This window comes from Sulfitobacter sp. HI0129, from assembly GCF_001635395.1.
In the GTDB taxonomy this organism is placed as follows: domain Bacteria; phylum Pseudomonadota; class Alphaproteobacteria; order Rhodobacterales; family Rhodobacteraceae; genus Sulfitobacter.
In genome coordinates this window covers 1-2,802 of sequence record NZ_LWGH01000392.1, presented here as the reverse complement: position 1 = coordinate 2,802, position 2,802 = coordinate 1, and the positions used below count along the sequence as shown (strand labels likewise).

The 2,802-nt window shown below is 62.7% G+C and carries 4 protein-coding genes; all 4 read right to left on the bottom strand.

The genetic code is table 11. The features are described 5' to 3' along the window. Positions 1-735, bottom strand: a 735-nt coding sequence (locus A3764_RS10295) for an ATPase domain-containing protein (protein ID WP_082865921.1), incomplete at its 3' end; no start/stop codon positions are given. 91 nt (positions 736-826) lie between these two features. Beyond that, positions 827-1,630, bottom strand: a complete 804-nt coding sequence (locus A3764_RS10290) for a DNA repair protein (RefSeq protein WP_330220280.1) — start codon at positions 1,628-1,630, stop codon at positions 827-829. A 332-nt stretch (positions 1,631-1,962) separates the two neighbouring features. After that, a complete protein-coding gene (locus A3764_RS10285) occupies positions 1,963-2,676 on the bottom strand; it encodes an ABC transporter ATP-binding protein (RefSeq protein WP_067951561.1) in 714 nt (237 codons plus the stop codon). Beyond that, positions 2,673-2,802 (bottom strand): ABC transporter permease (locus A3764_RS24035; RefSeq protein ID WP_150122139.1); only part of this gene is annotated, 130 nt, incomplete at its 5' end. The genes A3764_RS10285 and A3764_RS24035, both read right to left, overlap by 4 nt.

Sequence of the window (2,802 nt, the reverse complement as noted above, 5' to 3'; positions counted from 1 at the left end):
CTGATGCCCGCGCTCCCCCTCGAAGTAGAGAACGGTATCAACCATATGCTCCACCACGCGGGGGCCTGCGATCTGGCCCTCCTTCGTCACATGGCCGACGAGCACGACGGAAACGCCCCGGCGCTTGGCGAATGTGGTCAGCTCATGGGCGGCGGCGCGCACCTGGCTGACGGATCCGGGGGCGCTTTCGACGTTGTCGGCCCACATGGTCTGGATTGAATCGATGATAGCGAGTTGCGGGCTTTCGGCTTCGAGCGTGGTGAGGATGTCGCGCAGGTTGGTTTCCGCCGCGAGCTTTACCGGCGCGTCCGACAGGCCCAGCCTGCGTGCGCGCATGCGGACCTGCGCGCTGGCTTCCTCGCCGCTGACGTAGATCGTCTTCAGACCATGGCGCGCGAACTGGGCCGCGGCCTGCAACAACAGTGTCGATTTGCCGATACCGGGATCGCCGCCGACCAGCAGTGCGGAGGCGGGAACCAGTCCGCCCCCCAGCACCCGGTCCAATTCGTCGATACCCGATTGAGTCCGCGGCGGCGGCGTCTCAAGCGTGGCAAGGTCGGTCAGGTCCATTCCCTTGCCACGCTTGGCTCCCAGCGACTTGCTGGGCGGGCCGGAGGAAATGCCCTTGTCCTCGACGATGGTGTTCCATTCCCCGCAGGTATCGCAGCGGCCCGACCATTTCGTGTACTGGGCAGCGCAGGCGGTGCAGGTATAGGTGGGGGAGTTCTTGGCCATGCGGTCTTGTGGCCGAGGCCCGGGGTGACGTCAAAGAAAAAGGCCACCCCGGGGGGTGGCCTTGTTTGCATACCTGCCGATGGGGTTCAGATCACTCGGCTGCCTTCGGAGGCATTTCGATGACCGTGTTTTCGAGCTGCAGCGGATCGTCCTTGTACTGGGGCGGTTCGCGGTCTGTGCGGACAACCGTTTCCACACCAAGCTCGGGCATGATCTCGCGCATTTCCTCGCGCAGGCGCTCCAACTGGGCGGCTGCCACGCTTTCTTCCAGCTCGACCTCGTGCAACCACTGCTTCATCTCGGTGGAGATACCCTTGGCCTGATCCAGACGCTCGTTGAACAGGTCGACCTCCGCCTGACGTTCCTTGAGGAAGCTGCGCGCGCGTTCGATCTTTTCGTCGGCATAGACGGTGGCCAGTTCCTTTGAAATGTAGCTCATCTGTGCCGCCACTTCGAGAACCTGCGGCTCAAGCGTGCTCAGGTCAGGGTGATCGCGCAGATAGGCCAGACGTTCGCGGATGGCGTCGAATTCAGACGACATCTGGAACGTCGCCTTGCGGTCCGCGGCATGGACGGCCGCATAGGCGCGCGCCACGTCCTGCATGGCGATGGAAAAGGAGCGGTGGGAATTTTCCAGCTGCATGATGCGGCGATTGGTCGGCAAAAAGAAGCACAGGCCGAGCGCCAGTACGGTCAGACCGATCTGGGCGTACATGCCCGCGTTTTCGACGGGGGCCCCGTTGTAATTCACGGGAAGCTCGATCCAGTTCCAAAGGCCCAATCCGGCCATGATCGTGGCTACCAGAAGGCCCAGAGCAGCAAGCGCGAATACGGCGACAGCAAGGCGCTGCATGAGATATTGGGTGAGATAGGAGACTGCTTGGAAATTCTTCACTGTACGTTCCCCCTTGGGATATCGGTATCGGCAAGTTTATGCCGACAAACGGATTTTGTCGCCGTAAGGTTCCGCTGATGTTCCGAAAAAAATCCGATTAAACGCTTTGGTCACAATTGTGCTTCACAGTGTCTCTTGGTGGCCTTCAATAAGGCGAAAGAAAGCCGATTGTCGCCAAACGCGCACAAACCCTTTTGGCACGGGGCTGTAACGGGGGCCGGGGCGCCGCTGGTTTGGGCCGAATCGTTCGGAAGATCGGCGGGTCATTCCGCATCAGGCACGTTTTGCTTGATCCCCACACTTCCGCGTGAGTCTGGCGTATCTGTCGCCCCTCAGGCCCCTGCGGCGATAAAGCGCGTGAGATCGGAATGCGTACTGGTGCGCATATCCGCCACGCTGCCCTGCCACGCGATTCGCCCGTCTTTCAGCAGGGCCACGCTGTCCGCCACCGTCCGCACCGTCGTCAGGTCATGGGTGATGGTCAGGGCGGTCGCGCCGGTTTCCGTCACCAGATCGCGGATCAGCCTGTTGATGGTCTGGGCGGTGACGGGATCGAGCCCGGTGGTTGGTTCGTCAAAGAACAGCCACTTGGGATCGTCGGCAATCGCCCGGGCAAGGGCGGCGCGTTTCTGCATGCCGCCCGACAGTTCCGCCGGGTAGCGGTCGGCACTGGCGGCATCGAGGCCCACGCGCTCCAGCTTGTCGATGGCGATTGTGCGCGCGGCTTCGCGCGGCAGGCGATGCAGCAGCCGAAATGCCACGTTCTGCCAGACGGGCAGGCTGTCAAAGAGCGCCGAGCCCTGAAAGAGCATACCGAAACCGTTCAGCCATTCGCGCCGACGCGTCTTGTCGAAGGGTGCGTTGTCCAGCGTGATGGCCCCGGCGTCGAGCCGTTCGAGGCCGAGGATGCTGCGCATCAGCACGGATTTGCCGCTGCCCGACGCGCCGATCACCACCAGCGACTGCCCCGGTTCGAGCAACAGACTGACACCGCGCAGCACCGGCGTGCCGTCGAAGGATTTGTGGATGTCGTGCAGCGCGATCATAGGGCGAAGAAAACCCCCGTGAGCAGGAAGTTCACTGCGAGGATCAGCACCGCTGCCGCTTCGACCGCGCCCTTGGTGGCCCGGCCCACACCCCGTGCGCCCCGTCCGGCATTCATGCCGTGATAG